This window comes from Streptomyces fradiae (genome assembly GCF_041270065.1).
Taxonomy (GTDB): Bacteria; Actinomycetota; Actinomycetes; order Streptomycetales; family Streptomycetaceae; genus Streptomyces.
In genome coordinates, this window is sequence record NZ_CP065958.1 from 6,580,678 (window position 1) to 6,603,670 (window position 22,993).

The 22,993-nt window shown below is 73.3% G+C and carries 18 protein-coding genes; 7 read left to right on the top strand and 11 right to left on the bottom strand.

The annotated features are described in order from the left end of the window. Window positions 1–29 precede the first annotated feature (29 nt). Both JAO84_RS29840 and JAO84_RS29845 read left to right on the top strand, forming a co-directional pair. Window positions 30–992 (top strand): 3-oxoacyl-ACP synthase III family protein, encoded by a 963-nt coding sequence (locus JAO84_RS29840; RefSeq protein WP_370415606.1) that lies wholly within the window; start codon window positions 30–32, stop codon window positions 990–992. Further along, complete coding sequence (locus tag JAO84_RS29845; RefSeq protein WP_370415607.1) at window positions 989–1,825, top strand: thioesterase II family protein; 837 nt, start codon at window positions 989–991, stop codon at window positions 1,823–1,825. The genes JAO84_RS29840 and JAO84_RS29845 overlap by 4 nt, the downstream gene beginning before the upstream one ends. 3 nt (window positions 1,826–1,828) lie before the next feature. Here JAO84_RS29845 and JAO84_RS29850 read toward each other — a convergent pair whose 3' ends face one another. Further along, window positions 1,829–2,695 carry a LuxR C-terminal-related transcriptional regulator gene (locus tag JAO84_RS29850; RefSeq protein WP_370415608.1) on the bottom strand — a complete coding sequence of 289 codons (867 nt, stop codon included), beginning with the start codon at window positions 2,693–2,695 and terminating at the stop codon, window positions 1,829–1,831. A 258-nt stretch (window positions 2,696–2,953) separates the two neighbouring features. Between JAO84_RS29850 and JAO84_RS29855 the strand changes: the two genes are divergently transcribed. Together JAO84_RS29855 and JAO84_RS29860 are read left to right on the top strand one after the other, a co-directional pair. Further along, a complete protein-coding gene (locus JAO84_RS29855; protein ID WP_370415609.1) occupies window positions 2,954–3,808 on the top strand; it encodes a class I SAM-dependent methyltransferase in 855 nt (284 codons plus the stop codon). Between the two features lie 28 nt (window positions 3,809–3,836). Next, on the top strand, window positions 3,837–4,406 hold the full coding sequence (locus tag JAO84_RS29860; protein WP_370415610.1) for a flavodoxin family protein: 570 nt from the start codon (window positions 3,837–3,839) through the stop codon (window positions 4,404–4,406). Window positions 4,407–4,520: 114 nt separating this feature from the next. On the opposite strand, the gene JAO84_RS29865 is transcribed toward JAO84_RS29860, so the two are convergent. Further along, a complete protein-coding gene (locus tag JAO84_RS29865; protein ID WP_370415611.1) occupies window positions 4,521–5,498 on the bottom strand; it encodes a LacI family DNA-binding transcriptional regulator in 978 nt (325 codons plus the stop codon). 148 nt (window positions 5,499–5,646) lie between these two features. Between JAO84_RS29865 and JAO84_RS29870 the strand changes: the two genes are divergently transcribed. Further along, window positions 5,647–7,929, top strand: a complete 2,283-nt coding sequence (locus JAO84_RS29870; RefSeq protein ID WP_370415612.1) for an RICIN domain-containing protein — start codon at window positions 5,647–5,649, stop codon at window positions 7,927–7,929. Here the strand turns inward: JAO84_RS29870 and JAO84_RS29875 are convergent. From JAO84_RS29875 to JAO84_RS29895, 5 genes are all read right to left on the bottom strand, one after another. Next, complete coding sequence (locus JAO84_RS29875; RefSeq protein ID WP_370415613.1) at window positions 7,922–10,063, bottom strand: SpoIIE family protein phosphatase; 2,142 nt, start codon at window positions 10,061–10,063, stop codon at window positions 7,922–7,924. The two genes, JAO84_RS29870 and JAO84_RS29875, sit on opposite strands and share 8 nt — an antisense overlap. Before the next feature lie 148 nt (window positions 10,064–10,211). Beyond that, window positions 10,212–11,195, bottom strand: coding sequence for a methylmalonyl Co-A mutase-associated GTPase MeaB (gene meaB, locus JAO84_RS29880; RefSeq protein ID WP_370415614.1), 984 nt, complete (start codon window positions 11,193–11,195; stop codon window positions 10,212–10,214). Between the two features lie 3 nt (window positions 11,196–11,198). Then, window positions 11,199–13,409, bottom strand: a complete 2,211-nt coding sequence (scpA, locus tag JAO84_RS29885) for a methylmalonyl-CoA mutase (RefSeq protein ID WP_370415615.1) — start codon at window positions 13,407–13,409, stop codon at window positions 11,199–11,201. Further along, window positions 13,409–15,226: a methylmalonyl-CoA mutase family protein gene (locus tag JAO84_RS29890; protein WP_370415616.1), complete on the bottom strand. Its 1,818-nt coding sequence runs from the start codon at window positions 15,224–15,226 to the stop codon at window positions 13,409–13,411. Before JAO84_RS29890 ends, scpA begins: the two co-directional genes overlap by 1 nt. 221 nt (window positions 15,227–15,447) lie before the next feature. Continuing rightward, the gene (locus JAO84_RS29895; RefSeq protein ID WP_265868633.1) at window positions 15,448–16,023 is read right to left on the bottom strand and encodes a TerD family protein; all 576 of its coding nucleotides are present in this window, start codon (window positions 16,021–16,023) and stop codon (window positions 15,448–15,450) included. Between the two features lie 142 nt (window positions 16,024–16,165). Here JAO84_RS29895 and JAO84_RS29900 point away from each other — a divergent pair, with 142 nt between their 5' ends. Next, on the top strand, window positions 16,166–17,611 hold the full coding sequence (locus tag JAO84_RS29900) for an LCP family protein (protein ID WP_370415617.1): 1,446 nt from the start codon (window positions 16,166–16,168) through the stop codon (window positions 17,609–17,611). Window positions 17,612–17,736: 125 nt separating this feature from the next. Beyond that, window positions 17,737–18,150 (top strand): VOC family protein, encoded by a 414-nt coding sequence (locus JAO84_RS29905; RefSeq protein WP_370415618.1) that lies wholly within the window; start codon window positions 17,737–17,739, stop codon window positions 18,148–18,150. A gap of 49 nt (window positions 18,151–18,199) precedes the next feature. Here JAO84_RS29905 and JAO84_RS29910 read toward each other — a convergent pair whose 3' ends face one another. From JAO84_RS29910 to JAO84_RS29925, 4 genes are all read right to left on the bottom strand, one after another. Next, a complete protein-coding gene (locus JAO84_RS29910) occupies window positions 18,200–19,591 on the bottom strand; it encodes a GH1 family beta-glucosidase (protein ID WP_370415619.1) in 1,392 nt (463 codons plus the stop codon). An 88-nt stretch (window positions 19,592–19,679) separates the two neighbouring features. Next, window positions 19,680–20,321 (bottom strand): TetR/AcrR family transcriptional regulator, encoded by a 642-nt coding sequence (locus JAO84_RS29915; protein WP_370415620.1) that lies wholly within the window; start codon window positions 20,319–20,321, stop codon window positions 19,680–19,682. A gap of 82 nt (window positions 20,322–20,403) precedes the next feature. Next, window positions 20,404–21,600 carry an amino acid deaminase/aldolase gene (locus tag JAO84_RS29920; protein ID WP_370415621.1) on the bottom strand — a complete coding sequence of 399 codons (1,197 nt, stop codon included), beginning with the start codon at window positions 21,598–21,600 and terminating at the stop codon, window positions 20,404–20,406. A 5-nt stretch (window positions 21,601–21,605) separates the two neighbouring features. Further along, window positions 21,606–22,967, bottom strand: coding sequence for a D-arabinono-1,4-lactone oxidase (locus JAO84_RS29925; RefSeq protein WP_370415622.1), 1,362 nt, complete (start codon window positions 22,965–22,967; stop codon window positions 21,606–21,608). Window positions 22,968–22,993: the final 26 nt, after the last annotated feature.

Below are 22,993 nucleotides of genomic sequence, written 5' to 3' on the forward strand. Positions count from 1 at the left end.
TGACGGACAGCACAAGGAGGACAGCGCCCGTGGGCGGGATCGTCGACTTCGAAGTGGTGCTCCCCTCCTCCACCGTGGAGGTGGAGGAGCTGCACGCCGCGTCCGGCGTGCCCGTCGCCGACATCCTCGCCATCACCCACACCGCCTCCTTCCCCGCCCTCGACGAGGACGAGCCGGCCTGGGAGCTGGCCGCCACCGCCGGCCGCACCGTCCTGGAGCGCACCGGCGTCGACCCCGACGCCATCGGACTCGTCGTCTACGCCGGCTCGGGCGAGTGGGACCTGCCCTTCTGGTCGCCCGCCGCCAAGGTCGCCGACGAGCTCGGCATCGGAAACGCCCACTGCTACGAGGTCACCAACTTCTGCAACGGCGCGATGACCGCGATCCGCACGGCGCTCGCCGAACTCGCCCTGAACGGCGGGCAGTACGCGCTCGTCCTCATCGGCGACCGGCTCAGCCGGCTGGTCGACCACGAGGACGCCGAGTCCAAGCACCTGTTCAACTTCGGCGACGCCCCGGCGGCCGTCCTGCTCGGCCGCGAGGGCACCCTCCTCGACGTCCTCGCCTCCGCCGCCCGCACCGACCCTTCCTGGGCCGACTACTACTCCGGCGACGTCGAGGACGACCGCGTCCTGATGCGCCGCCGCGGCCGCCGGCCCGGACTCGGCGACGCCTATCTGGAGAACTTCCCCGCCCGCGTCCACGACGTCCTGGACACCCTGGACCGGCGGATCGACGACGTGGACTGGTTCCTCGTCAACCAAGGGGACAAGGGCATGCACGAGAAGCTGCTCGCCAAGCTCGGCATCCCGGCCGGCAAGAGCGTCTTCAACTACCACCGGTACGGACACATGGGCGGCTCCGACCCGTTCCTCGCGCTCCGCGACCTGATCGGCGAGGACCGCCTCACGCCCGGGGACCTGGTCCTGGTCGCCTCCAGCGGCATGGGCTTCAGCTGGGGCGTCACGGCGCTGGAGTACCGAGGCCGATGACCGCTCCCGTACGCCCGTACGCGGGCTGGAAGGACCTGCGGCGCTATCTCGCCCCGGTCGAGGGACCGGCGGGTGAGCCCGGTGGCGCGGGTACGGGTGAGGGGGAGCCGTTCACGCTGCTCCTCACCCACCACGCGGGCGGCTCGGCCGCCGCCTTCGCCCCGCTGCTCCGGCACCTGCCCGCCGGCTGGCGGCTGCTCGCCGTGGACCTCCCCGGCCGGCTGATGGCACTCGGCGAGGGCGGCTGCCGCACCACCGCCGAGGCGGTGGAGTGGCTGGCCCCGCTCACCCGGCGGGTGCTCGACGCGCCCCGCGCCGGCTCGTACGGCGTCTTCGGCCACAGCATGGGCGCCCTCATCGCGTACGAACTCGCCCGCGAGCTCTCCCGCGACGGGGACCCGCCCGTCTGGGTCGGCCTCTCCGGCGCACCCGCCCCCGGCCACCGGCCCGAGCGCGCGCAGCGCCACCTGTGGACCCGGGAGCGCCTGACCGCGTTCCTGCGGGAGCTCGGCGGCACCCCCGAGGAGGTGCTCGCCGTCCCCGACCTGGTCGGACCGATGGTGGAGGCGCTGCGCGGCGACCTCTCGATCGTCGACACCTACGAGGAGCACCCAGGCCCGCCGCTCGGCGTCCCGCTCTCGCTGTTCACCGGCGCGGACGACCCGGTCGCCCACCCCGGTCTCGCCGCGCCCTGGGCCGGCCACACCACCGGCCCGACCGCCCGGCACTCCTGGCCGGGCGGCCACTTCTACCTCTTCGAGCACGCCGCGGAGGTCAGCGCGCGCATCGCCCACGACGTCGCCGACGCCCTGAAGCCCGGCGCCGATCGCTGATCCTCAGGGATCGCAGGGGCGCTCGTTCTCGGGCTCCGGGAGCAGCCCCTTGGTCGCTATCAGATAGCCGAGCTGGGCCCGGCTCACGCTGCCGAGCCGCCGGGATATCCGACTGATGTATTCGGCCACGGTGCGCCGGCTGATGCCGAGTCCGCGGGCGATCTTCTCCTCGGTGTGTCCGGCGACCAGGAAGCGCACGATGCTCTGTTCCAGCTCCGAAACGACGATTTCCGGCCGTTTTCCCGCGGCCGGATCGACCGGGGTGCCACGGGCCCACGCGTACTCGAAGACATTCGCCAGATAGCGGACGATGCTCGGATCGCGGACCTCCAGCGCCTCGTCCGGAGAATCGGAAAGGGTCGGAATGAATGCCACCGTGCGGTCGCAGATGATGACCCGGTCGAACATCTCGTCCACGGTCCGGATACTTCCGCCGGCTTCCGCGACGGTCCGGATGTATTCCGCCGTCGGCGGATGGTTCCATACCGCATGTTGATAAAGGGTGCGTTGCGAGACGCCCCGTGACAGGAGTTCGAGATTGCGCGCCACCACCGTTTCCAGGATCTCCGGGGGCCGGCGGCCGCCCGGCTGGGCGGTCAGCAGCTCGGACTTGCACAGTCCCACCGCCACGTCGATCGTCGCCGCGATCTCCCCGGCGCCCTTCAGCACCGTCGAGCACTGCGTCCCGCTCTGCCGGGCCTCGGTGTACACGGCCTCGGCCGTCTCGAAGGACTTGGCCAGGGCGTCGAGCCGGCGCCGGTCCTCCGCGAGCGTGCGCTCCAGGGGAGCCAGCGTCCGGCCCGCGGCGATCGCCGGGGTGACCGGCGCGAGCAGCTCGGGCTCGCCCGGAGCCGGTACCAGCAGTCCCAAAGCCGTCGCACAGTGGACCGGCGGGTCCGCCGGCACCGACCCCGCGGCGACGGCGCTTTCATAACGACGTAGTCCAGGCTCGCAGAGTCCTGGTCCACATGGCGTGCCATCACATCCTGTTTGCGACATTTGCCCCCCTGCGTGATCATGCGCTGCGCATACCTGTTAGGTCAGGGCGTTGTTGCGGCAACCGCGCGCCGGAAACCATGAGTGAACCCTCTCCGACTCGGTTCGAACCGCATTTACCAAGGGATGGAAATGGCACCCTCGATTCAGAGCAATGAGTTCCGTTCGGCGGTGGCCCGGCTCTCCGTGCCCGGAATGGGCACCGAGGTCGTCGGCCCGCTACTCGCGAACCTCGTCCAGCTCCTCCGCCCGAGCCGGGTGCTCGAAGTGGGAATGGGATACACCACCCCCTTCCTCGCCGCCGCGCTCGCCGAGGCGGAGGAGACGGCCGCCGCCGAATCCCTCGCCCTCGCCGAGAAGACCCGCGAACACCTCGACGCCGGCCGCGCCCTCGACGACCAGTGGCTGCTCGCCGAGCCGCCGCTCGTCACCCCCTCGCTCCACCTGGAGCCCTACCGCCCGCGCCTCGCCGCCGTCGACAACCTCTCGATCGCCGAGTCCTCCGCCGGCCGCTGCCAGGAGGTGCTCGCCGAACTCGGCCTGGCGGACCGGGTGACGGTGGTCAACGCCGACCTCAAGGACTCCCTGGACAAGCTCCCCGAGGAGTTCACCCCCATCGACTTCGCGTGGGTCGACGCCTGGGAGTGCCTGTGGTTCTTCGACCACTTCTGGCCGCTGATCAACCCCGACGGCGGACTCGTCGTCATGCACTACCTGATGACCTACCCCGAGGGCGACGCCGTCCGCCGCTACATAGCGAAGTTCCAGGAGCGCCACCCCGGGGAGCTGGAGGTGGTCAGCCTCCTGGAGTCGCAGAAGCTGATGCAGAACAGCGTCACCATCCTGCGCCGCACCTCCGGCGCGCGGAAGCTCCGGTACGCCGGCCCCGGCGGCGCCATCGACTACTCGGACCAGCTGCTCAGCGACGCCCGCGAGCACCTGCGCCTGGTCGCCGACGCCCGCGCGACCGACCGCCGGTCCGCGTGAAGCACCGAGACGAGCTGTGAGGACCGCTGTGACTTCCACCGCCACCGCCACGTTCACGCTCGAACACCCGGTACGGAGCCGGAGCTTCGCCTTCGTCCTGGGCAGTCCCCGCGACGGCGGGAACACCGAGACCCTGGCCCGGTACGCGGCCGAGGGCCTGCCGCCGGACAGCACCGGCAGCTGGCTCAGCCTGAGCGAACTCGCCCTCCCCGCCCAGCCGTCCGGCCCGCTGCCGGACGGGCCGGAGAAGGTGCTGCTCGACGCGACCCTCGACAGCACGGACCTCGTCGTCGCGTCGCCGCTCCACTGGTACAGCGTCTCGGCGGCCACCAAGCTCTACCTCGACTACTGGGCCCGCTGGCTCGCCCTGCCGGACCTCGCCTTCCGCGAGCGGATGCGCGGCAAGAACCTGTGGGCGGTCACCGCGTACGCCCGCGGCGAGGACGCCGACACCGACCCCCTCACCGGGATGCTCAGCCGCACCGCCGGCTACCTCGGCATGGAGTGGCGCGGCGCCCTCCTGGCCCGCGCCCACCGCCCCGGCGACCTGGAGGCGGACCCGGCTGCCCTCGCGCGGGCGGCCGCGTTCTTCGCGTAACGGCGCCGAACCGCACGGAACCGCCCCGGACTCCGCAGGAGGAGTCCGGGGCGGTTCGGGGTGGGCGTGCGGGCGGGCTGCGCGCGCTCGCCCAGTACCGGACGCCCTGAGCCGTCAGCCTCCCGGTGGCGCCGTGCTCGCGCCCGGCACCAGGCGGGGGAGGAGCAGCCGGGGCGCGGGCGGCACGGCGCCGGGCGGGGTGGCGAGGGCCAGGTCCACGGCCTGGCGGGACATCTCGCGCTTCGGCAGCACCACCGAGGTGAGCGTCGAGCGGGACAGCAGGCCCTCCGGGGTGTCGTCGTGGGCGACGACCGAGAGGTCGTGCGGGACCGAGCGGCCCAGGGCGCGGGCCGCCTCCGTGGCCGCCGCGGCCAGCACGTCGTGGGTGGCGAAGAGCGCGGTGGCCCCGGGGTGGGCGCGCAGGGCGGCGAGCGCCGTGTCGAGGCCGGCGCGGAAGGCCGGGGCCGGGGCCAGATGGACGGGGGAGTCCTCGCGGAAGGCGCGCCGGAAGCCCTCGACGCGTACGGAGTGGGCGGGGCTCGCCAGGATCACGGCCCGCTCGTGGCCCAGCTCGCGCAGATGGCGGCCGGCCAGCCCGCCGCCGTACGCGTAGTCGATGGTGACCACCGGGAAGCCGGGCGGCACCGGCGCCTCCCACGCGCACAGCACCACCGGGAAGCGGGCGTCCGCGAGCAGCGGCAGATGGCCGGTGAGCCCCTGGTCCCCGGCGATCAGGAGCGCGTCCACCGAGCGGCTGGTGAGCCCCGCCAGATGGCGGCGGGCCCGCTCGCCGTCGCGCCGGGTCGTGCAGAGCAGCAGATGGTGACCGCGCTCCTCCAGGGCGTCCTCGACCTCCTCCACGACGTCCGCGTAGAACGGCGCCGACACCGTCGGCACGAAGAGGCCCACCGTGCGCGTGCTGCCGGTCGCCAGCGAGCGGGCCACCAGATTGGGCACGTAACCGAGTTCGGCGATCGCCGCGCGCACCCGCGCCTCGGTGGCCGGGCGGACCGCCACCCGTCCCGTCACGACGTTCGACACCGTCTGCTTGGTGACGCCTGCCCGTTCCGCCACCTCCCGCATGGTCACCATGGCGTCGCACCGTAGCCCGGCCGCCAACCGCGGTCAAGGGACGCTGATTTCGTGGACGCGACTGCGCCGCGCCTCTTGTTTTACCGGTCAAATGAGCTCTATCGTCCGTGGCCGTTCGGCAACTCCGGCCCCCGCCCAGGGAGTTCACGTGCATCCTCCACGTCGCGGCAGGCTCCTGAGCCTGCTCGCCACCACCGCGCTCGCCGCCGCTTCCCTCGCCGTCGCCGCCCCCACCGGCTCCGCGGCCCCGGCCTCGACCCCTGCCCCTGCCCCCGCCCCCGCCCCCGCCACGAGCCAGGACACCTACACCGTCACCGTCGGCGCCAAGGGTTCCTGGACCCACCCCGACGACACGCCCGCCAGTCCCTACACCGACAAGGACGGCACCTTCTACTTCCAGCAGGCCCACGCCCTCTACGGCGCGAACGACTCCCGCCAGTGGAACTTCTTCACCGGCGCCGACCTCGACACCGCCACCCGCTCCAGCGCCCTCAGCGACGCCGTCAACCCGAGCAACAGCAACGACCGCAACAACGACACCACGTGGCGCTGCAACAACAGCCCGACCGGCGTCGAGTCCACCAGCGCCCCCGCCGGCAGCGGCTACGCCCACCGCAACTACTGCGACCTCACCGGCCTGTGGGTCGACCCCGACACCGGCGACTGGTACGGGCTCGTGCACAACGAGTTCACCCCGCAGCCCTTCGCCGACGGCATCCACTACGACGGCATCGACTACGCCGTCTCCCGCGACCAGGGACGCACCTGGACCGTCAAGGACCACGTCATCACGTCCCCGTACAGCACCAGGCGCGGCGACACCGCCGCCTTCCCCCAGCAGACGTACCACTACGGCACCGGCGACCCCCGCCTCTTCACCGACACCGCCTCCGGCTACTTCTACGTCTTCTACGGCTCGCGCATCGTGAACAAGGGCGGCGGCTGGGCCGCCTTCTACGGGCATGTCGCCCGCGCCCCCATCGCCTCGAAGATGGCCCCCGGCTCCTGGCAGAAGTGGTACGACGGCGCCTGGTCCCAGCCCGGCGTCGGCGGCCGCGAGAGCACCATGGTCCCGGTCGGGACGAACAGCACCGGCTATGTGCCCACCGACCAGGAGTACGACCCGGCCACCCCCGGCACCGTCAGCCAGCAGGTCGCCGCCGGGCAGACCCCGCCGACCTCGCCGCTCTTCGTCATGGACATCACCTACAACGCCCACCTCGGGCTCTACATCGGCGAGCCGCAGGCCGTCGACCAGAGCGGCAAGGCCCCGCAGGAGCTCTACGCCACCGCCGACCTCACCACCCAGAAGTGGTTCCGGCTCGGCGACACCGGCGGCTACACCACGGCGTCCTGGTACCGCTGGTTCCTCGACTCCGGCAACCGCACGAACTCCGGCATCGTCGGCCGGGACTTCCGCGCCTACTGCTCCTTCGGCTGCTCCGGCGGCGCGAGCAGCGAGTACGTCAACCTGCGGATCGACAGCAGCCGGCCCGCCGCGCCCGTCGACACCACCAGGACCTACCGGATCGGCAGCGCCGGCGGACGCGTCCTCGCCCAGGTCCAGGGCGGTACGAGCACGACGTCCGTGGCCGCCCCCACCGGCTCGGCCCTCGAGTCCTGGACCTTCACCGCCAAGGGCGACGGCTCCTACCGCATCGCCAACACCGCCACCGGACAGCTCCTCGGCGTCGCCGCCACCGGCCCGGCCACCCGCGCCTGGGGCACCCGGCCCACCGTGACCGCCCCGGCCGGCGGCACCGGAGCCACCGGCCAGGAGTGGTTCGTGATCCCCGGCGCCTCGGCCGCCGACAACACCCCCACCGGCACCTACCGCCTGGTCAACCGCTACAGCGGCCTCGTCCTCGGCCTCTCCGGCGACCCCGCACGCCCGGCCGCCGAGACCACGCCCGCCCGCAGCTGGACCGACACCACCGGCAGCCCGGTCGGCGCCGGGCGCGGCGCCGCCGAGCAGACCCTGAGCCTGACCCCGACCGGCACCGCGCCGCCCGCCCTCGACGGCGTCCGCACCCTCACCACCGTCTCCGGCGGAAAGGCGCTCGACGACCCCGACAGCAGCAGCGCCAACGGCACCCAGCTGATCACCTGGAGCCCGAACGGCGGCGCCAACCAGAAGTGGACCCTCACCCGGCAGACCGACGGGAGTTACGAGCTGCGCAACGGCTCGTCCGGCAAGTGCGCCGACATCGAGGGCGGCTCCACGGCCGCCGGCGCCCGGGTCATTCAGTGGACCTGCCACGGCGGCGCCAACCAGCGCTGGACCATCCTGCGCCTGCCGTCCGGCGGTGGCTACACCGTCGCCTCCGTCGGCAGCGGACTGCTCCTGACCACCGCGTCGACCGGGGACGGGGCCCGCGTCACCCAGCAGCCCGACACCGGATCCGGCCTCCAGCAGTGGACCGTCAGCTGAGGTCCTGGTCCGGGCCCTGGCCAGGGTCCTGGCCAGCGTCCTTGTCCTGGCCCGGGTCCTGGTCGCGGGGCAGCTCCTGGGTCGCCCAGATCGTCTTCCCCCGGGCGGCGAACCGGGTGCCCCAGCGGCCCGCGAGATACATCACCAGGAACAGCCCGCGCCCGCCCTCGTCGGTGGGCTCGGCGAGCCGCATGTGCGGGGTGGTGCTGCTGCCGTCCGTGACCTCGCAGATCAGCTCGCGGTCGCGCAGCATCCGCAGCGACAGGGGCGGCAGCCCGTAGCGGATCGCATTGGTGACGAGCTCGCTGACGATCAGTTCGGTGGCGTCGGCGAGCTCGTCGAGACCCCAGTCCGCCAGCTTGCGTACGGCGAGGGCGCGGGCCTCGGCGACCACCGTCGGGTCGTGCCGCAGCGGCCACTCGGCGATCCGGTCCGCGCCGAGCCGCCGGGTGCGGACCAGGAGCAGGCTCGCGTCGTCCACGCTGCGCGGGTCGTGGCGCTCGCCGAGCGCGTACACGACGTCGTCGCACAGCTCCGCCGGCGTCCGGCCCGGGCCGCCGAGCACCGTCCGCAGCGTGGCCCGGCCCTCGGCCGCCGAACGGCCCCGGCCCAGGACCAGACCGGAGGAGTAGAGGGCCAGCAGACTGCCCTCGGCGAGCTCCGCGGTCGCGACGGAGAAACCGCCGCCCCCGCCGAGCGGCGGCCCCGGCCGGATCTCCGAGACCTGACTCCGCCCGTCCGGGCCGAGCACCAGCGGCACCGGATGCCCCGCACTCGCGCCCCGGCAGCGCCCGGACACCGGGTCGTACACGAGATAGAGACAGGTCGCCGACGGGGGCTCGGCCTGCGTCGACGTGGCCCCGCCCTCCGGTCCGACCTCCCGCGCCAGCCGTACGGTCACCTCGTCCAGACCGGAGAGGAGCTCGTCCGGGGCGGGGTCGCGGGCCGCGAGCGCCCGCGCGGCGGTCCGCAGCTGGCCCATGGTCGCCGCAGCCTCGATGCCCCGCCCGGCGACCGTTCCCACGGTCAGCCCGACCCGCGCCCCGGAGAGCGGGATGACGTCGAACCAGTCCGCCCCGTCGTCGCCCGGCAGATGCACGTGCGCCGCCTCCACGCCCGTCAGCTCCGGCGGCGCGGACGGCAGCAGCCGGCGCTGCAGGGCGGTCGCGACGGTGCGCTCGCGGGTGTAGGCGTGGGCCTTGTCGATGCCGAGCGCCGTGAGCGTGGCGAGCTGTTCGGCGAGCTGCAGATCGTCCCCGTCGAACGGCTCGGGGCGGGTGGTGCGCAGGAAGACCGCGATCCCGAGGGCCGTGCCGTGCACCACGAGCGGCGCGGCGATCAGCGAGTGCGCGCCGGCGCCGAACGTCTTCGCCCCCGGGGTGCCGGCGGCGAGCCGGGGGACGAGACGCGGCCGCAGATCGGCGAGAGCCTGGGAGCACGGGGTGGGGAAGGGGAGGTCGACGAGCGCGCCCGGAGCCACGTCCCCGGCCGAGCCGTCGGCGGCGCGGAACGCGGCGCGGCGCAGCGGGCTGCCCGGGCCGACCCGGCCGGGCCGCAGCCGGCGCCCCTGGTACACCTCGCCGAGCACGTCGACGATCACGACGTCGGCGAGGTCCGGCACCGCCACCGCCGCCAGCTGCTCGGCCGTGGCGGTCTCGTCGAGGCTCGTGCCGATCCGGCGGTGTGCCCGGTGCAGGACCTCCAGGCGGGCCAGGGCCTGCTCCCGGTCGGTGACGTTCTCGGCGAGCGCGGCGAGTCCGAGCACCTTGCCCGAGGAGTCCGTGAGCCGGAACAGGGACGCGGACACGGCGATCTCCTCGCCGTCCCCGGGTTCGGGCCCTTCGGGCCGCCGCCCGTGCAGCAGGACGCCGAGCGCGGACTCGCCGGTCTCCAGGACGCGCCGGGCGGTCGCGTGGAGCTCGTCCGTGGCGAGTCCGGGGGCGAAGCCGCCGATCCGGTGACCGAGCACCCGTTCCTCCGGCACCTGCCGCATGCCGTGCGCCGCGTGGTTGAAGCGCGTCACCCGCAGCTCGGGGTCCACCAGGAACAGGCCCACCGGCGCCTGGGTGAAGAGGGCGTCCAGAAGCGCCGCCTCGGCCGCCCGTTCCTCGGCCCCGCGCTCCGCATCGCCCACGGTCGCCACCACCTCCGGCTCGCCGGGCCGCCGTGTGCCCTGCAGACCACGATGGCAGCCGCCGGGCGCGCGGCAAGTCGGGGCCGGGCCGCCCCCGGCACCACGGGCGGTGCCGGGGGCATGAGGCTCACCCGTTCGGCCGAGAGCGTCAGCCTCCGGACCCCAAGGCCCCCAGGATCCGCTCCGCCGCCAGTGTCGCCGTCAGCTCGCCGTCCCGGACCCGCCGCTCCACCTCGGGGGTGAGGGCGCGGACCGCCGGGTCGGCGTGCAGGCGGTTCAGGAGTTCGTCGCGGACCATCGACCAGGCCCAGTCGACCTGCTGGTCGCGGCGCCGGGAGTCGAGGCGGCCGGTCGCGTCCAGGAGCGCGCGGTGCTTCTCCAGGCGCTCCCACACCTCGTCGAGGCCGGTGGACTCGCGGGCGCTGCAACTCAGCACCGGCGGCGTCCAGAAGGCCTCCTTGCCGTGCATCAGACGGAGCGCGCCCGCGAGTTCACGCGCGGCAGCGCGGGCGTCGCGCTCGTGGGGGCCGTCGGCCTTGTTGACCGCGACCACGTCCGCCAGCTCCAGGACGCCCTTCTTGATGCCCTGCAGCTGGTCGCCGGTGCGGGCCAGGCTGAGCAGCAGGAAGGAGTCGACCATGTTCGCCACGGTCGTCTCCGACTGCCCGACGCCGACCGTCTCGACCAGCACGACGTCGTAACCGGCGGCCTCCATCACGACCATCGACTCGCGGGTCGCCTTGGCGACGCCGCCGAGCGTGCCCGCGCTCGGCGAGGGCCGCACGAACGCCGCCGGGTCGACCGCGAGCCGCTCCATCCGGGTCTTGTCGCCCAGGATGGAGCCGCCGGTACGGGTCGAGGACGGGTCGACGGCGAGCACCGCCACCCGGTGCCCGAGGCCGGTCAGCATGGTGCCGAAGGCGTCGATGAAGGTCGACTTGCCGACCCCCGGCACCCCGCTGATCCCGATCCGCCGGGCCCGGCCGCTGTGCGGAAGCAGCCGGGTCAGCAACTCCTGGGCGAGCGCCCGGTGTTGCGGCCGGGTGGACTCGACGAGGGTGATGGCGCGCGCCACGAGGGCGCGCTTCCCGTCCCGTACACCCTTCTCGTACGTGTCGATGTCGATGGCCATGGATCAGGCGTCGTGTCCCGGGCCGGCGTCCTGTCCCGGGCTCGCCTCGTGCCCCAGGCCCTCCGCGAGCCGGCGCACCAGGTCCGCGGCGGCGTCCGGGATCACCGTGCCGGGCGGGAACACCGCGGCGGCGCCCATCTCCAGGAGCGTGGGCACGTCCTGGGGCGGGATGACCCCGCCGACCACGATCATGATGTCCTCGCGGCCCTCCGCGGCCAGCTCGTCCCGCAGCGCGGGGACGAGCGTGAGGTGACCTGCAGCCAGGGACGAGACGCCCACGATGTGGACGTCCGCCTCGACGGCCTGCCGGGCCACCTCGGCCGGCGTCTGGAACAGCGGGCCGACGTCGACGTCGAAGCCCAGGTCGGCGAAGGCGGTCGCGATCACCTTCTGGCCGCGGTCGTGCCCGTCCTGGCCCATCTTGGCCACCAGGATGCGGGGACGCCGGCCCTCGTTCTCCTCGAAGGAGTCGACGAGCGCGCGGGTGCCGTCCACGGACGGGGACTCGCCTGCTTCGTTGCGGTACACGCCGGAGATCGTACGGATCTGGCCCGCGTGCCGCCCGTACACCTTCTCCAGGGCGTCCGAGATCTCGCCGACGGTCGCCTTCGCGCGGGCCGCGCGCACCGCCAGTTCGAGCAGGTTGCCCTCGCCGCCGGCGGCCCGGGTGAGGTCGTCGAGCGCGTCCTGGCAGGCCCGCTCGTCGCGCTCGGCGCGCAGCCGGCGCAGCTTCTCGATCTGCTGGGCGCGGACCGAGGAGTTGTCGACCTTGAGGACCTCGATCTGCTCGTCCCCGTCGACCCGGTACTTGTTGACGCCGATGACCGGCTGCCGGCCGGAGTCGATCCGGGCCTGGGTACGGGCCGCGGCCTCCTCGACGCGCAGCTTCGGGATGCCCGCGTCGATGGCCTGCGCCATGCCGCCGGCCGCCTCGACCTCCTGGATGTGCTGCCAGGCCTTGCGCGCCAGGTCGTAGGTGAGCCGCTCCACGTACGCGCTGCCGCCCCACGGGTCGATGACCCGGGTGGTGCCCGACTCCTGCTGGATGAGCAGCTGGGTGTTGCGGGCGATGCGCGCCGAGAAGTCGGTCGGCAGGGCGAGGGCCTCGTCGAGCGCGTTGGTGTGCAGCGACTGGGTGTGGCCCTGGGTCGCCGCCATCGCCTCCACGCAGGTGCGGGTGACGTTGTTGAAGACGTCCTGCGCGGTGAGCGACCAGCCCGAGGTCTGCGAATGGGTCCGCAGAGAGAGGGACTTGGCGTTCTGCGGGTCGAACTGCTTGACCAGCTTGGCCCAGAGGAGGCGGGCCGCGCGCAGCTTGGCGACCTCCATGAAGAAGTTCATGCCGATCGCCCAGAAGAACGACAGGCGCGGCGCGAACGCGTCCACGTCCAGGCCCGCCTCGCGGCCCGCCCGCAGGTACTCCACGCCGTCCGCGAGGGTGTACGCCAGCTCCAGGTCGGCCGTCGCGCCGGCCTCCTGGATGTGGTACCCCGAGATGGAGATGGAGTTGTAGCGGGGCATGTTCTTCGAGGTGAAGGCGAAGATGTCGGAGATGATCCGCATCGACGGCTTCGGCGGGTAGATGTAGGTGTTGCGGACCATGAACTCCTTGAGGATGTCGTTCTGGATGGTCCCCGCCAGCTTCTCGGCCGGCACACCCTGCTCCTCGGCGGCGACGATGTACAGCGCGAGCACGGGCAGCACCGCGCCGTTCATCGTCATCGACACCGACATCTTGTCCAGCGGGATGCCGTCGAAGAGCTGCCGCATGTCGTAGATCGAGTCGATCGCCACGCCCGCCATGCCGACGTCGCCGGTCACGCGCGGGTGGTCGCTGTCGTAGCCGCGGTGGGTCGGCAGGTCGAAGGCGACCGACAGGCCCTTCTGGCCGGCCGCCAGGTTGCGCCGGTAGAAGGCGTTGGACTCCTCGGCGGTCGAGAAGCCCGCGTACTGCCGGATGGTCCACGGCTGGTTTACGTACATCGTCGGGTACGGGCCGCGCAGATACGGCGTCACGCCCGGGTAGGTGCCGAGGAAGTCGACGTCCTCCAGGTCACGGCCGGTGTACAGCGGCTTGACGCCGATGCCCTCCGGCGTCTCCCACAGCAGGTCGTCGCCGCCCGAGGCGCGCTTGACCGCGCCACGCCAGTCGTCGGCGCTGCCGGCCGGGGTGGGGGATCCGAGGTCGATCCCGGTGAAGTCGGGGATTCCCATCAGGACACTCCCATGCGGTCGAGGGTGGCGGAGAGCACGGCGACGGCGTCGCACCCCGCGAAGACGTACGAGTCGGCGTCCGGGTACGCGGCCGGGCGCCCGGCGAGCACCACGTGCCCGGCACCGGCGGCGCGGAACGCGGCGGCCTCCTCGGCGGCCCGCTCCTCGTACACCGCGTCGCTGGAGCACAGGCAGACCTCGGTGGCGCCGCTTTCCTCGAACGAGCCCTCGGTGACCGGCTCGATGCCGCCGGCCTGGAAGAGGTTCGCGGCGAAGGTGAGGCGCGCGGTGTGCGCGGCGGCCGGGCCGAGCGCGGCCAGATAGACCCGCGGCCGGGCGCCGGTCGCGGCGAGATGCGCGTCGGAACGGGCGCGCAGCGCCTCGAAGGCCTCGTCGCGGCGGACCCGCGGCAGACCCCCGGAGGGCTCGGCGGGCGCCGGCTCGCGCACCACCGGCTTCTCCGCCAGGTGCGGGAACTCGCTGACCCCGGTGACCGGTTCGCGGCGCTTGGCGAGCGCCTTGGACCGCTCGGCCCAGGTCGCGCCCAGCCGCTGCTCGATCCACCCGGAGCGCAGCGCGGTGCCCTGGCCGCCCTCGCGCTCGATCTCCTGGAAGAACTCCCAGGCGGCGTGGGCGAGTTCGTCGGTCAGCGTCTCCACGTACCAGGAGCCGCCGGCCGGGTCGATGACCCGGGACAGGTGCGACTCCTCGATCAGGATCGTGGAGGTGTTGCGGGCGATCCGGCGCGCGAACGCGTCCGGCAGACCGAGCGCGTGGTCGAAGGGGTGCACGGTGACCGACTCGGCGCCGCCCACACCGGCCGCGAGGGTGGCGACCGTGGTGCGCAGCATGTTCACCCACGGGTCGCGGGCCGTCATCATCACCGGCGAGGTGACCGCGTGCTGGAGCTGCGCCCCGGCCGCCGCGGCCCCCGACGCCTCGGCGACGCGGGCCCACAGGCGGCGCGCGGCGCGCAGCTTGGCGATGGTGAGGAACTGGTCGGCGGTGGCCGCGTAGCGGAACTCCAGCTGGCCCAGGGCCTGCTCGACGGTGAGGCCGCCGTCGGTGAGCGCGCGGAGGTAGGCGACGCCGGTGGCGAGCGAGGCGCCGAGCTCCTGCGCGGCCGAGCCGCCGGCCTCGTGGTACGGCAGGGCGTCCACGGTCAGCGCCCGCAGCCCCGGGTACGTCCCGGCGCAGCGGCGGGCCAGCGCGACGGCGCCCGGGAAACCCTCGGGGTCGTACGGGGTGCCGGTGCGGGCCTCGGTGCCGAGCGGGTCGGCGCCCAGATTGCCGCGCACGGCGTCGGCGGCGACACCCCGGCGCCCGTACAGCGCGAAGAGCTCCTCCGCGGCGGCGGTGGTGCCGGCGCCGGCGTCCAGGACGACGGGCGCGAGGTCGAGGTAGACCCCCTCCAGGACCCGGCCGAGCGCGTCCACCGGGATGCCGTCGGCACCGACGGTCAGCCACAGCGAGGTGACGCCGTTCTCCAGGTCGGTGAGGACCGCCTCGGGGTCCGCCGTGCGGTGGCGCTGGCGCACGTCCCAGCCGCCCGCCGTGTTGCCCTCGGCGCGCCCGGAGCGCACGAAGGGGGTGAAACCGGGCAGCCCGGGATCGGGCACGCCGTCGGCGCCGGTGTACAGCGGCCGGGCCCGTACGCCGTCCTCCAGCTGGGTGGAGAGCGCGTCCTCGGCCTCGGTCTCGGGAACGTCCTTGCCCGACCTGCTCAGTACGCCCGCCACGAGGCGCTGCCACTGCGCATGGGTCGCTGCGGGGAACTCGGCGGCCAGAGAGAGGCCGTCGTCAGGCAGCACAGTCATGTTCGGAGCCTAGGTTGTCACGCATACGAGCAGCAGCGTGATCAGCTGTGACCTTGACCTCGCCGGATTTCCCTTGATCCCGGGTGACGGTCGTGCTGGGTGGGAATCAGGGGGGTGTCAAGGGGTCGGTACGGGTTGTGGCGGACCCGTGGCTCGGTCCTGTGGACGCCCGGGCGACCGGCTCGGTCCTGTGGACGCCCGGACGCCCGGCCGTCCGGACGTCAGACGTTGACGCCGAAGTCCAGGGCGATGCCGCGAAGCCCGGAGGCGTAGCCCTGGCCGACGGCGCGGAACTTCCACTCGCCGCCGTGGCGGTAGAGCTCGCCGAAGACCATCGCGGTCTCGGTGGACGCGTCCTCGGAGAGGTCGTAGCGGGCTATCTCGCGGCCGTCGGCCTGGTTCACGACCCGGATGAAGGCGTTGCGGACCTGGCCGAAGCTCTGGCCGCGGTTCTCGGCGTCGTGGATCGACACCGGGAAGACGATCTTGTCGATCTGCGCCGGCACGGCGACGAGATCGACCTTGATGGACTCGTCGTCGCCGTCGCCCTCGCCGGTGAGGTTGTCGCCGGTGTGCTCGACGGAGCCGTCCGGGCTGGTGAGGTTGTTGTAGAAGACGAAGTGCGCGTCCGACACGACCTTGCCGGAGGCGTCGCAGAGCAGGGCGGACGCGTCGAGGTCGTACGCGGCGCCGGTGGTCGTCCGCACGTCCCAGCCCAGGCCGACCAGAACGGCGGTCAGGCCGGGGGCCTCCTTGCTGAGGGAAACGTTGCCACCCTTGGCCAGGGAAACGCCCACTGTTCATCCTCCACGGTCGTGCTCACACCTGTTCGCCCAGCAAGACGCGAGAACGGCCTTGATGGTTGCCTTCAGGAGCGTGCAACCCCGTGGCCCGGCCACTCGTCTCCCTCTGCAGGGCCGGACGAACGAGGGCGTATCGATGACTGACAGGCGACTGCACCATGCTCCGCGACGGCGCCGCGGCGGGCGACTGCTCACCACGGCGCTGGCGCTGCTCGTGCTCGCCGTGTCCGGCGTCGGCTGGATCTATCTGGAACTCGGCGGCGACATCGACACCTTCGGCGCCGACGGACTCTCCGACAACCGCCCCGCCGCCTCCGCCTACGGGCAGAACGTCCTGGTCATCGGCTCCGACGCGCGCACCGACGGCAACGATGAGCTCGGCGGCGGCGACGCGCACGACATCGGGCGCTCCGACACCGCGTTCCTGCTGCACGTCTACCGCGACGGGCGGCACGCCGTCGCCGTGTCCTTTCCGCGCGACACCCTGGTGGACATCCCGCCGTGCCGGCTGCCCGACGGGACGTGGACCCGGCCGCGTACCCGGACCATGTTCAACTCGGCGTTCAGCACCGGCGAGACGCCCAAGGGCAACCCCGCCTGCACCCAGAACACCGTGGAGAAGCTCTCCGGACTGCGCGTCGACCACACCATGGTCGTCGACTTCAAGGGCTTCGCCGCGCTGACGGAGGTCGTCGACGGCGTCCGGGTGTGCCTGCCCAACGACGTGTACCAGAAGGACCTCAACCCCAAGCGCGCCACCCGCGGCGAACTCCTCTTCCCCAAGGGCGAGCAGACCGTCGCGGGGCAGCGGGCGCTCGACTACGTGCGGCTGCGGCACGGCATCGGCGACGGCTCCGACATAGGCCGTATCAAGCGCCAACAGGCCTTCGTCGGGAGCCTGTTCAAGAAGGTCAAGAGCGACGGGCTGACCCCGACGAAGCTGCTGCCGCTGGCGAACGCCGCCACCGAGTCGCTGACCGTCGACTCCGGGCTCGGCTCCGCCGACAAGCTGATCGACTTCGCGATGTCCCTGAAGGACGTCGATCTGCACGACACCACCTTCGTGACGCTGCCCTGGCGGTACGAGGGCGCCCGCGTCGCGATCGTCGAGCCCGAGGCGGCCGCGCTCTGGGCCGCCCTCCGCGCCGACCGGCCGCTCGGCGCCCGCCCCGCTCCGGGAGCCCCCCCGACGGCCACCGCCTCGCCGGCGTCCGGTGCGGGCATCTCCGTCGCGGTCCTCAACGGCACCCGCACCAGGGGCCTGGCCGCCCGCGGCGCCGAGATGCTGCGCGCGGCCGGCTTCACCGTCACGGACGCCTCCACCGCCCCCGACCAGACCCACCCCCGCACCCTGATCGCCTACGGCCCCGGCCAGAAGGCCCAGGCGGAGGCCGTCGCCACCCACTTCACCGGGGCCGAGCTCACCCCGGCCACCACCCCCGGCATCACCGTCACCCTGGGCCGCTCCTACGCCGACACCCCTTCGGCCGGCACGGCCGCCGGCACCCCGACCGCCACGGTCCCGCCCGCCGACACCCGCGCGGCGGACGAGGACCCCTGCGCGAACCTCTCGTACGGCTGACCCCCCCCGGCCGCAGGCCGCCGGAGCCAGACGGGCGACGGCACCCCTCGGGTCGGACGAAACGGGACGCGACCGCCCTAAGCTCCCCGTATCGAACGTCCGCACCCCTTCGAAGGGAGCACGTCTTGGCATCCCGACTCAACCCCTACATCAGCTTCTCCGGTGACGCGCGACAGGCCATGGAGTTCTACCGGAGCGTCCTCGGCGGCGACCTCAGCCTGAACGGCTACGGCGACTCCATGCCCCAGGTGCCGCCCGGGTACGAGGACAAGATCATGCACGCCATGCTGGAGACCGACTCCGGCTTCACGCTCATGGCGGCCGACGTGCCGCCCGGGATGGAGCACAAGCCCGGGAACAACTACGCGGTGAGCCTCAGCGGCGACGACGCGGACGAGCTGCGCGGGTACTGGGAGAAGCTGTCCGCGGGCGGGAACGTCGCCGTGCCGCTGGAGAAGCAGATGTGGGGCGACGTGTTCGGCATGTGCACCGACAAGTTCGGCATCACCTGGATGGTCAACATCAGCGAGCGGGGCTGACGGGACCCGCCGGAGGGGCGACGCCCCGCGCGGGGCGCCGCCCCTCCGCTCAGGACCGCTGGGACAACTGGGATCGGTGGGACCGCTGGGAGGCGATCAGCTCGCGGTACCACTCGAAGCTCGCCCGCGGCGTGCGCAGCCCGGTGGCGAAGTCGACCTCGACCAGGCCGAAGCGCTGGTGGTAGCCCTCGGCCCACTCGAAGTTGTCGAGCAGCGACCAGGTGAAGTAGCCGCGCACGTCCACGCCTTCGGCGACGGCCCGCGCGATCGCGCCGATGTGCCCGGCGAGATAGTCGATGCGTGCCCGGTCACGCAGCCCGGCCGGCTGCGAGCAGCCGTTCTCGGTGATCCACACCGGCGGAAGGGCGCCGCCGTAGCGGGACGCGAGGCCGGTGAGCAGCTCCGTGAGCCCGTCGGGCACGACCGGCCAGCCGAACGCGCTGCGCTCGTACGCCTCTTCGGGCTCGGCGAGGTCGAAGGGCAGCCCGCCGGCGGGGTCGGCCGGGGCCGTCACCCAGGTCGGGTTGTAGTAGTTGACGCCGAGCCCGTCCAGCGGCGCGCCGATCGTGTCGAGATCCCCGTCGCGCACCACGCCGCCCCAGCTCGGGTCGGTCATGCCGTAGGCGGTCAGATCGGGGTAACGGCCCAGCAGAAGCGGGTCGTTGAAGAGCCGGTTGTGCAGGACGTCGTACGCCGAGGCCGCCGCCGCGTCCTCCGTGCGCCGCGCGTCGGAGCGCAGCCGTACGGGCGTGCAGTTGTTGGCGACGAGCACCCGAGCGCCCGGCACATCGGCGCGCAGCGCCGCCGACGCGAGGCCGTGGCCCAGGAGTTGGTGATGGGCGACGGGCAGGGCGTCGAGCATCAGCGCGCGGCCGGGGGCGTGGACGCCGAAGCCGTAGCCGAACGACATGTGCACGAAGGGCTCGTTCAGGGTGATCCACCGGGTGACCCGGTCGCCGAGCCGCTCGGCGACCACGGCCGCGTACTCCCCGAAGCGGTACGCCGTCTCGCGGTTCAGCCAGCCGCCCTCGTCCTCCAGGGCCTGCGGCAGGTCCCAGTGGAACAGCGTCGGCGTCGGCTCGATCCCCGCGCCGAGCAGCGCGTCGACGAGCCGGTCGTAGAAGTCGAGGCCGCGCGGCTCGACCTTGCCCGCCCCGGTCGGCAGGATCCGCGGCCAGGAGAGCGAGAAGCGGTACGCGTCGAGGCCGAGCCGGCGCATCAGCGCGACGTCCTCGTCGAGGCGGTGGTAGTGGTCGCAGGCGACGTCCCCGGTGTGCCCGTCGCGGACGGCGCCGGGGCGCCGTACGAAGGTGTCCCAGATCGACGGGCCCTTGCCGTCCTCGCCGGCCGCGCCCTCGATCTGGTACGCGGCGGTCGACGCGCCCCAGACGAAGCCGTCCGGAAACTGGAAGGGGGTGTTGGAGCTCGTGGTCACGGGCACCTGCCTTGGTCGTGGCCGCGTCGGTGGCTCGCCGACGCGAGGGTCCTCACAGCGCGACCGCAACGTAACATGAACACTCGTTCACGTTCTATGGTTCGCGCAGCCGGCTCCGCAGGTCCTCCCAGTACGCGTTCAGCATCCTCTTGAGCTCGTCCACGGTCCCGGGATCCGCCGTGCCGCCGCCCTTGTGGACCTCGTGCAGCACGGCGTTGGCCGCCCACACCACCACGCGCGTCGCCCGTGGCAGCACCTCGTCGTCCGCGACGCCGGTCAGCTGCTCCACGATGCGCCGCAGCCCCTCGGCGATGAGCGCGTTGCTCGCCTCGTCCGCCCGCGCCAGCCCGGGGCTGAGGTGCCGCCCGGCCCAGAGCGCCATGCCGCCCGGCTGCGACCGGAACAGCTCGGCGTACACATCGACCATCGTGCCGACCGGATCGGTCAGTTCACCCGCGACCGCCCGCTCGACGAGAGCGTCGATCGCCGTCCGGTACCTCTCCAGATACCGTCGGCCGAGCGCGTCCACCACGGCGCCCTTGTCCGCGTAGAACTGGTAGATGCTGCCGACCGGCGCCCCCGACTCCTCGGCGATCCGCCGCATCGTCAGGGCCTCGTAGCCCTCCTGGGACAGGATCCGGTCGGCGGCCCCGAGAATCGCCTCGACCCTGGCCCGGCTCCGCGCCTGGCGGGGCTGCCGTGGCTGTCGCGCCTGCCGCGGGGAATCCTCCGCCACGTCACCCTCCCGATGGTCCGTCCGGTCCGCCCGGTCCGTCCGACCGGTCCGACGAAGAGGGAACGTAACCCATGAGCCGTGCCTACAGCAGCGCCCGCCCCTCTCCTCGGTACGTCGGTGCGACGGCGGTGACGCGGTCGCCGTCCACCAGGTGCAGCTCGTTGACGCGCTCGCACAGCTCGCCCGCCTTGGTGTGCCGGAACCAGACGCGGTCGCCGAGCGCGAGCGGCGCGGCGCCGGGGCCGGTGAGCGGGGTCTGGACCTCGCCGGCGCCTTCGAGGCGGGTGAGGCGCAGACCGGGCGGCCAGACGGGGGTGGGCAGGCGGTCGGGCCCGTGGGCGCCCGAGGCGGTCCAGCCGCCGCCGAGGACGGTCGCGCGGGCGGGCGAGGAACGGCGGACGACCGACTGGACGAAGAAGGCCGCCGGGCGCGGCCGAAAGGCGCGGTAGGTGTCGAAGAGGGTGGGTCCGTAGAGTCCGGAGCCCGCGCCGAGTTCGGTGACGGCGGGTTCGGCGGCCGTCGACTCCAGGCTGCCGGTGCCGCCGCCGTTGACGAACTCCAGCGGCACCACCGCCCGTACGGCGGCGACTGCGGCCGCCCGCCGCTCCCGCAGCTCGCGCCGGGACAGGCCCTGCAGCGTCCGGATCGCGGCCCGTCGCAGCACCGGACCCGGGGCGTTGTCGCCGACGCCGGCGATCTGCGCCTCGTACGCCATGACGCCGACGAGCCGCAGTCCGGGCCGCTCGGCCACCGCCCGCGCCAGCCGGCGGGCCTGCTCCGGGTGGTGGAGCGGGGAGCGGTGGGTGCCGAAGTGGAGCCTGCCGCCGAGGGAGGTGAGCGAGGCGTCGAGGTCGAGGCAGATCCGTAGCGGATGCGCTCCGTCCGTAGCCGCTGCCGCGGCGGCGATGAGGTCCAGATGGGCGGGGGAGTCGGCCATCAGCGTGATCCGGGCGGCGAGGCGCGGGTCGGCCGCGAGCCGGCGCAGGGCGGCGTCGTCGGCGGTCGGATAGCCGACCAGGATGTCGTCGAACTCCTCGGCCAGCCACAGGGCTTCGGGCAGGGTGAAGGCCAGGATCCCCTGGAATCCGGGCATCGCGAGCACCGACCGGATGACGTCCCGGCTCCGCACGGACTTGCTGGCGAGCCGGATCGGCTTGCCCCCGGCGCGCCGCCGCATGCTCGCGGCGTTGTGCTCGAAGGCCTGCATGTCCAGGACGGCGAAGGGCGGTTGGAGGTCGCGGGTGGCGCGGGCGAGGGCGGCGAAGTCGGGGGCGTACACGGCGGTCAGCCGATCCGGTCCGAGCCGCCGGGGACACCCAGGACGCGGTCCAGGTAGGCGTTGCGGAAGACCCCCTCGGGGTCGAGCCGGTCGCGCAGCGCGGTGAACTCGTCGAAGCGCGGATAGCGCCGCCTCAGCCGTTCCGCGTCCAGGCGGTGCAGCTTGCCCCAGTGCGGCCGGCCGTCGACGGCGTCGAAGATCGACTGTACGGCGTCGAAGTACGTCTCGTGCGGCATCCGGTGGTACTGGTGGAAGGCGATGTACGCGCTGGTGCGCCCGTGGCCGGGGGAGAGCGGGATGTCGTCCGCGGCCGAGAAGCGGACCTCCAGCGGGAAGGACACCTTCTCGTCGTGGGTGTCGGTCCAGCGCCCGATCTCCCGGATCACCTCGGCGGCCTGCTCGCGGGGGACGGCGTACTCGCCCTCCCGGAAGCGCACGTCGCGCCGCGTGGCGAACACGCGGTGCGAGACGTCGGTGTAGTCGCGGGCGGAGACGGCGGCGGTCGCGAAGCGGGTGATGGCGGGGACGGCGGAGGGGAAGCGGGCGCCGAGGCGGAGCAGCCCCTCGTACGCGGTGTTGGTGACGAAGTCGTCGTCGAACCAGCGGCGCAGCGGGCTCACCGGGGCGAGCGGGGCGTCGGCCGGGAGCCGGGTGAGGCGCTTGGTGAGGGCGGTGCGGGTGTGCGGGAACCAGAAGAACTCGAAGTGGTCGCTTCCGTCGACGAGTTCGTCGAGACCGTCGAGTACCCGGTCGAGCGGCATCGGCTCCTCGACACAGCGCAGCGCGAAGCTCGGCACGCACTGCAGGGTGACGGCGGTGACGACGCCGAGGGCGCCGAGGCCGACCCGGGCGGCCGAGAAGAGCTCGGGGTGCTCGTCGGCGGAGCAGTGCACCGCCGTGCCGTCGGCGAGGACGAGGTCCAGGGCCCGCACCTGGGTGGAGATGCTGCCGAAGCGGACGCCGGTGCCGTGGGTGCCGGTGGAGATCGCGCCGGTGATCGTCTGGCGGTCTATGTCGCCCATGTTCTCCAGGGCGAGGCCGTGCTCCGCGAGCAGCGGGTTGAGCCGGTGCAGCGGCGCGCCGCCGCCCACCGTGACAAGGCCGCTCGCCCGGTCCACCGAGAGGATCCCGTCGAGCCGGTCCATCCGCAGCAGCACGCCGTCGGTCGCGGCGATCGAGGTGAACGAATGGCCCGAGCCGACCGCCTTGACCCGCAGCCCGTCCCGCTGCGCGGCGCCGACCGCCTCCGCGACCTCGTCCGGCGTCGCCGGGGTGACCGTGCGGGCGGGCCGGCTGCGGACGTCGCCCGACCAGTTCTGCCAGGTCGCCGGATGGGTCGCAGGGCGGGGCGCGGGGGGTGCTTGCATGATCGACTCCCGTCGTCGGGGGTGCG